Here is a 7,624-nt window from a genome sequence, read left to right as displayed (position 1 = left end):
GCGACAAGCGGGAGAGTAGGTCGCCGCCAGTTTTTATTTAAAAGTCTCATAGAAATTAATCTATGAGACTTTTTTTTGCGTATAACTCTTCATCTCTAATCTTAATCTATCCCTTATCAAAGGAAATAAACAAGAGAAAAGAGCCAAGTAACAAGTATAAAGGAACAAGTAAAAAAAGAAAAGTAAAGAAACCCGAGGATATAATCAATTATCAATTATCAATCATCATTCATCTTTATTACTCATTACCCATTACTCATTACCCATTAATTATCAATATTGTTTGCCATTCCTAGCCCCGATAGAAACGGATACCCCGCAGCGTGATGTGGGAAAGAAGGAATTAGCTCGGAAAGCAGGGCGCGAGGAGTAAGAGTGGATAGCGGGATAAAGCTCCTGAAAATATGATCTATATGCGGTAAAGAAAATTTCTACAAAGCACTTATTGTAAAAACAATCTGGCTATTATAATTTGTTGCAGGCAGAGTAACGGATACTCCGGAAAGCTGTAGCTGTACAGGGATGTTGGAGTAAGCTGCTAAAGCCAATACTGCCGTTATCCTAAATAATTCGATATCTGTTGTCAGTGGAATTGTGGTGTATGTGGTCCCTCCGGAAATTGTACATAAAAGACAAGTTGTAGATCCGTCGCCGGTTCTTCTTGCACTTAAAATGAGATTCGGATTCCAGACAGGATTTGCTGTATAGTGCATACTAACTTTTCCACTGCTGAGTAATAATGGAACACTTGCAGCTAATATAATCTGGCTTGGAGAACTTTCATGTGTTCCTTGGTAATTACTTCCCGCTTCAGTTATAGATGGAATTGTTACCGTCCAGTTTGTTCCCCCGACAGTTAATGTACGTTGTGAATATGACTTAGAAAATACAGTCATAATCACAATGAATATATTTTTAACAATAAATTTTTTTAAATTAATCATTTTAACTTTATTCTGTTATGGTATAGGTTATAATAACCGGCGTGTTCGATCTTGAGTCCAGGCTGGAATAATTATTGGTTACGAGAGTTATTGTTAACTGATGCCCATTATTGGAACCGTTACCTGTAAATGCACCTCCAATACCGCTGATTATAGTCTGAGCTGCTATTGTAAGAGTAATCTGTGCAGATGGAACTCCTAATGTTCCTCCTCCTGAACCTGAAGCTGTTGCTGCCTGAATTTTAATATCGATTCCCGGAATTGTCTGGTTAACCGATGCCGTGATTCTGCGAGATAATCCGGAAGGGGCAATTGCAGAAGTATAATTAATCCATTTTGATGTATTTGCAACGGGTGCTGTTATAGCATTTCCTGCCTCGTTTGGGGCAGTATAATTTAGACTAATGGCTCCGGAAGGCTCAATATCCATGAGTGTAACTACTGGTAAGGTAACAGCAATGTTTCTGCTACCTGTCGTTTGAGAAAAAAAATCACAGGAAATCATGAGAGATAATAAAAACAAAGGTTTCAGAACATTCATTTTTGATTTTTTACTTCGTTATAACTTACTTTAATGGATTCCTGCTGATATTTGATTTCCGATTGCTGCTTTATGACGTTAATGATTACTTTTTTTATTTCTGAAGGATTTAGCGTTAAATCAAAACTTTCTACGGGAATTTTATACTTTTTATCCAATCCGTTTCTGTAAACTTTTACTTTCCATTCTCCGGGTCGCAAATAGGTAAAATCAAAATTTTCTCCGATCATTACTATTTTGCGATAAATCTGATTTCCGTTTGAGGCTTCAATGATGACATTTTCTTTTTTCTTACGATCTTTTTTGTTGGATAATCCGATGAAGTTGGATTGAGCATTTTCCGAATACTCAGTTTTTCCCTGAATTCCTGTAGCTGTGGTTAATCCGAAATTGAAAACATTTTCTTTATTGGCTAAGTGCAAAGAAGCAGGAAGATTAATGTCTGAAATGTCATTAATATCCGTTGTAGAACGATCGATGTCCAGAATATAATCACCGGGAATTACATTTTTGAATACAAAATTTCCATTCTTATCCGTTACAGATAAATACTGCCCCAGTAGAATTCTTATTCCGTCCACTTTTTTCACGCCTAAATTAATAATCGTTCCTGAAAGCGTAATGTAATCCGCTGTTTTTTGCGTGGGAATATTTAATCTTGCCGTATAGCGAAGAGAAAAGATAAAGTCTTTATTTCCCAGTTCTCCGCGTTGTAAAGTATATCTTCCGGAAAGATCAAAATCATGTCCCCGAAAAATTTCCTGATGATACAATACTTCAAATAAATTTCTGTCGGCAAAATATTCTTCAGGCATATAATTGTTCTGATAAAATAAACTGAAACTTGTCTTTTGTGAAATCCTGCTCAGAATTCTGGCGCCGTAATAAACCTGCTTCTGATTTTGCATCTGGTATCTTGAAGTAACGGCATAACTTCCATAGATATTGAATGAAGTTCTGAATTTTTCAAAGCCGATGTTTGCCGTATAAAAACTTGAATTGCCTGAAAAGTTTAAAAGATAATTTTTTGTTTTTCCGAATTGTCCTTCTAAATTGAATTGAAATATTCCGAACTGCTGATCGATGCTTACTCTTAAAAACTGTTCTTTATAATCAAACTCCTTTGGAGTCAATCGATCTTCGTATCGCTGAAATCCATTAAAAATAGTAAAAGATCCTCTTTTCGCATATCTGTACTGAATTCCATAATGAAGATATTTTCTGTAAGGAGCAGCAAGAAAAAGAGTATCGCGCTGAAAGTTTTTTGCATCCTGAACAAAATTGGCAAGGATATTTATTTTTTCTGAAATCCTGTACTGAATATTTCCGTTAAAAGTACTCGTATTATTAAAATATCCAGCATATTCAGGACTTGTACGCATATACATTATATTTCCGCTGATTTTATTAAAATTCGCAACCGTTTGTATCATGAAAGCATTTCCCTTTGTCTGTTGAGTTTTGCTGTAAGAGATTTCTCCGGAAACTTCTATGTTTTTATTTAATTGAAATTTTCCGGTTACATACGGAAGCTGTGCATCAGAATCCAGCCTGAAATTGCTAAAACTTAATGCTTGATGGTCTTTACGGGGAATTTTATATAAATATCCCGCTGTAATCTCAGACGCTTTTGAGATTTTAAATTTTGAATACACATTAAATTCATCCTGAATATCTCTGAAAAATCTGGGGTGATTATAAAAACCTCCGAAACTCATCTTTTTTGTATCGATTTGAATTTCCGCTCCACGTCCATATCTTGCATATTCCGTTAAAAATGAAGAAGAATAATTTTTATCTCCGACATGAATGTACAGGTTTTCTCTTTTATAGTTCACAAAATATTCCTCATACTTCGTGAAAGAATTAAATTCAACAGGATTTTTTGTGACTGCATGAAATTCCACCAGATTTTTATTCTCTTTATCCAGACTACCTTTACCGTAAATTTCACCCTGAAATCCGTTTTGATAATCGCCGCGGTTTTCCATTCCTGTAAAAGCAAGAGAGGCAAAAACAGGAAGCCTGTGAAAAATATCTTCCTCTGATGGTTTCACAGAAATAATCTTCACACTTGCATAAGCAGATAGATTTTCTTTCGGATGTTCTCGCGAGTAAACGGAAAGTATGATGTTTTGAGATTCATTTTTACTTAAATCCGGATTGGTTTTTTTTGATACAGTTATTATTTTCTGTTCACCCGGAGATAAAATCAATGAATTTTCCTGATCAATCAGCGCGTTTTTACTTTCCAGAATTAAATTTTCTTTAAAGTTTCCGTTGTTTTTTAGCAGAAATGTAGAAAAAATTGTTTCTCCCGCTCTTACAAATTCAGGAGCATTTAAAGTCGAGAGTAAAAGTTTTCTGTTTCCCGAAACAGCAAATTCAAAATCATTGAAAAACTGATCGCCTGTTTTGCTTTCAGTTCCGTGAAGAGTAATTTTATATCTTCCCTGAGGAGTTTCGGATGCAATTTTTACCGGAACAATATAAACTGTTTTTTCTTCCGGTAACATTTTTATTTCTCCTTTTGCTAAAATGGGAATGATATTTTGGCTGGAAGTTTCTACAGTGAAATTGTAGATTTTGTTTTCGGAAAACTTATTTTCCAGTGCAAATGGAATAGAAGTGGTGGTTCCCGGCATCAGACTGTCTTTTTTTCCAATACCATTTTTTGTCTGGGAAAAAAATACTACCGGAAATAAAATAAAAATATATAATGCACCGTTTTTAATCATTTTTTACTTCTAGTTCCACATTAAGGGCAAAAGCATTTTCATCTTCGTCTGTTGCGATAAGAACCGCCTTATAAAGAGAAGGAGGCGTTTTTTCAAGATCAATATGAAAAGATTTTGAGGTTTGAGGCAGTAATCCCATTGCCTGACTCGTAAAGCTTCCGGTTTTCTGTCCGCTCTTTTTATCATACATTTCCATTACTACCGTCGGTTTGCAATACAGATTTCCCTTATTGGCAATGGCAACCTTTACAATCTGTTTTCCGTTTTCTTTTTCAATTTTTATTCCCTCGAATTTAAGATCAGGTTTTGCTTGCTCTGCAACAAGATCAGTAATCACCTGAATGGCATAACGGATGATCGAAGTTATGCTCACTCCCTGCTTATTTTCTTTAGGATTTATTTCTTCCACAGGTTCTACAATAATAACGCTCCAGTAGCTTCCGGGTTCAGAAAGTTGATCAGGAACGGTAATTTCATAATAGATTTCCGTTTTTTCTTTGGATTTAAGCGTTACCAGATTGGTGTTCATTTTAATCCAGTCTGTATTGGTTTTAACGTTTGTATGAGGAGCAGAATACTGAATGGTTCCATCTGACTGATAACTGAAATCCTGAAGAAATAATTTTACACTTTGAGACTGGCTTCCTGTATTTTCAATAGCAATTTTGCCTTTGTATATTTTTCCGTTTTCCACTTTATAGGTATGGGAAAGTCCGTTCAGTACTACAATTCCTGCTTTCAGAAACACAAACTGAAGCATCAAAAAAGAAAATAGCAAGATCTGCTTTATCATAATTGTATGTAAAGTTTTAAGTTTGACAAAAGACTATGCAAGACCAAGAAGAAATTTCTGCAACTTCTTCCTGTCTGTATATCGGAAAATGTATTTCTTAATTGTCCGAGATCGTGTAAGTAACGGTTGCAACCGTAGTTGCCGCAGCTGTGAGATCTGCGTAGGCAGCAACTCCGCCGGGACCACTTCCGGGAGCTAAAGCATAGGTAAGATTGTGTCCGTTATTTGCTCCGTTTCCGGTATATGCGCTTCCGATTCCGGAAATAATGGTTTGGTCTGCGGCGCTTAAGGTAAGCTGTGCAGAAGGAGTTCCTAAAGTTCCGCCTCCCGATCCTGTTGCCGCTGCAGCGGTTACGTTGATATCAACCCCCGGAATAACGGCATTAAGTTTTACGGAAACATTTCGGGTAGGATCTGCTACAGATTTTATGGAAGAGTAATTAAGCCATAACGTAGTATTGGCTGCGTTTGCTACGATCGGGTTTCCGGCTTCTGTAGGTGCTGTAAATCCTAAAGTAATGTTTTTGCTTGCGGCAGGTTCAATATCTACCAAAGCTACTTCCGGAACGGAAATCGTTATCGTGTGATTGTCTGTGTTAGTGTCTTGTGCGCTTACGTGAGAAGATACTGCAATTGCGACTAAAGACAAAGCTAAAGTGAACTTAAATCTTTTCATGGTGATATATTTAGTTTTGTGAAGTTAATAATTTTAAATTTAATATGAAAATATTTAATAATAAATTTTTATTATTACCATTTAATAATCAGTATTTTATAAATGTAAATGATATGTTAAATTAATGATTGAATTATTGAATTTTTACAATTTGCATCAACGAAAAGAAAAATCTTACACAATTTTGCATAAGATTTTTGTTCATCTATTTAAAAATAATCAGCTAAAAATACCTTTTAAAACCGGCTCAGAATTCCCCAATGGATTTTAATATCGTTGAATTTAAAAGGATTTCCAAACTCGTTACCGTTGGAAAGCTGGAAACTCATCAACCCGATCGGAATAAAGAAATTAAAACCGAGACCCACACTGTAGAGTTTGGGTTTTACATTCAGAGATTTGTTGTTGAGCTGTCCGTATTGCCCGAAAACATCAAAAAATGCCTGACTTCCGATGAGATAACGGTATTCTAAACTTCCGTAATAATAAAAATCGGCGGCGAGAGAGTTTTCATTGAAACCCCGCATGGAATTCCAGCCCCCGAAACGGTACAATTCATTGGCAGAAAAGTCGATTTTAGAATCCATCATCGCTCCTTCCGCTTTGATGTTGAGGAAATGATTTCCGTTGATATGATAATTGTGCTCTCCAAAGAAGTAAAACTGATTCTGCGGAGATTTTATATTGTCTTTGGTATAAGTAGTCGTTAAATAATCGTATCCGGCATTAATTTTTGTTTTATAAAGGAAAAGATCAATATCGGTCGGTTCTACCATTTCAAACCAGATTCCGATTCCTTTTTTGTTGTAATCTTTACCCTGAACATACAACGTATCGATTATGCTGGAACTTTCGAAAGTTCCTCTCAGTCCCAGTTTATTTCGGGAGTTCAGATGGTAATAAAATGCCGGAAGTGCCTTTACATTGGCAAATGTAGAATCCTGACGGAAAATATTCACCTTCATATTAAGCCCGACATTGGATTTAAAAAGGTAAGGAATATCCGTCTGAAGATCAAAAGTCTGTCCTTTATCCGGGTTTCTCTGCCAGTAAAGATTGATGAGCTCAAAACTGTTGAAAATATTTCTGAAATTTACATTCAAAGTTCCGTTCAGGGTAAATTTATCCGTTTTATCGTTTCCGAAACCAATGACCCCGTCAAAACTATTGGTTTTTTTCTTTTCCATGAAAAGATAAATGCTCGTGGAATCTTTGGTGAATAACGTTTGCGGAGGACGCTCCAAAGCAACAAACTGATGGCTCTGGAAAGACTTATTAATGGCAATCAGGTTTTTATCATCATAGGTTTTTCCCTTAAATTCCTTTTCAAGATTTTTAATGAATCTTTTGGGAACGCTTGTATAGCCTTTTACCACAAAACCGTCGATGGTTCTTTTATCGTTCTTGTTGATGTCGAGCTCTACAATAGGATAGCCGTTTTTCTGACCTTTATATTTGGATTTTATCCTGCTGAATGCAAAGCCTTCATCAATGTACTTTTTGTTGATGCTCCTTTTTGTTGAATCTAAATTCTTAGTGAAAAATTCTTTCTGAATCTTCGTTTTATTTGAAATTGAATCTGAAAGATTAACGTAAGTCTGGTTGAAATTTTTCCCTTTGTCATAAAATATTTCTGTGCTGTCACCTTTTTTTCTGACTTCTTTCAACTGGGTGAAAAAGTAATTGGTCTGAGCCAGAGAATCCAGAAACTTCACTGCTGAAGTAGAATCTTTTACCTTTTTCTTCACCTTGGTTTCAGAATCGATCAGGAAATAATGTTTCTTCTGCGCCTGTACAAAAACGCAAAACAGTACAAAAAATATTTTTAAAATTAATTTCAATTTGTCATTCTGAATATAGTGAAGCGGAATGAAGAATCTCTATAAAAATACAAAAAGATTCTTCACTGCATTTCATCCCGTTCAGAATGAC

The 7,624-nt window shown here is 35.6% G+C and carries 6 protein-coding genes; all 6 read right to left on the bottom strand.

The features are described from left to right. Positions 1-431: 431 nt before the first annotated feature. The 6 genes from H6W52_RS17460 to H6W52_RS17435 all read right to left on the bottom strand — a co-directional run bounded on the left by H6W52_RS17460 (position 432) and on the right by H6W52_RS17435 (position 7,533). Positions 432-896, bottom strand: coding sequence for a hypothetical protein (locus tag H6W52_RS17460; protein ID WP_116099415.1), 465 nt, complete (start codon positions 894-896; stop codon positions 432-434). Positions 897-951: 55 nt separating this feature from the next. Next, a complete protein-coding gene (locus H6W52_RS17455; protein ID WP_116099384.1) occupies positions 952-1,485 on the bottom strand; it encodes a hypothetical protein in 534 nt (177 codons plus the stop codon). Beyond that, positions 1,482-4,223 carry a hypothetical protein gene (locus H6W52_RS17450; RefSeq protein WP_116099385.1) on the bottom strand — a complete coding sequence of 914 codons (2,742 nt, stop codon included), beginning with the start codon at positions 4,221-4,223 and terminating at the stop codon, positions 1,482-1,484. The genes H6W52_RS17455 and H6W52_RS17450 overlap by 4 nt, the downstream gene beginning before the upstream one ends. Beyond that, positions 4,216-5,016 carry a WxL protein host-binding domain-containing protein gene (locus tag H6W52_RS17445; RefSeq protein WP_116099386.1) on the bottom strand — a complete coding sequence of 267 codons (801 nt, stop codon included), beginning with the start codon at positions 5,014-5,016 and terminating at the stop codon, positions 4,216-4,218. Before H6W52_RS17445 ends, H6W52_RS17450 begins: the two co-directional genes overlap by 8 nt. A 97-nt stretch (positions 5,017-5,113) precedes the next feature. Beyond that, entirely contained in the window at positions 5,114-5,692 is a 579-nt protein-coding gene (locus H6W52_RS17440; protein ID WP_116099387.1) for a hypothetical protein, read from the bottom strand. A 236-nt stretch (positions 5,693-5,928) separates the two neighbouring features. Next, positions 5,929-7,533, bottom strand: a complete 1,605-nt coding sequence (locus tag H6W52_RS17435; protein WP_116099388.1) for a hypothetical protein — start codon at positions 7,531-7,533, stop codon at positions 5,929-5,931. Positions 7,534-7,624 lie beyond the last annotated feature (91 nt).

The organism is Chryseobacterium sp. C2(2020), from assembly GCF_014218915.1.
GTDB lineage: Bacteria > Bacteroidota > Bacteroidia > Flavobacteriales > Weeksellaceae > Chryseobacterium > Chryseobacterium mucoviscidosis.
Note: the sequence above shows the minus strand (reverse complement) of the source record. Positions and strands in the feature narration are given on the sequence as shown.

Coding starts and splice junctions, on each gene's coding strand:
- H6W52_RS17455 (WP_116099384.1), bottom strand. CDS start 1,485: ATGAATGTTCTGAAACCTTTGTTTTTATTATCTCTCATGATTTCCTGT.
- H6W52_RS17445 (WP_116099386.1), bottom strand. CDS start 5,016: ATGATAAAGCAGATCTTGCTATTTTCTTTTTTGATGCTTCAGTTTGTG.
- H6W52_RS17440 (WP_116099387.1), bottom strand. CDS start 5,692: ATGAAAAGATTTAAGTTCACTTTAGCTTTGTCTTTAGTCGCAATTGCA.
- H6W52_RS17450 (WP_116099385.1), bottom strand. CDS start 4,223: ATGATTAAAAACGGTGCATTATATATTTTTATTTTATTTCCGGTAGTA.
- H6W52_RS17460 (WP_116099415.1), bottom strand. CDS start 896: ATGACTGTATTTTCTAAGTCATATTCACAACGTACATTAACTGTCGGG.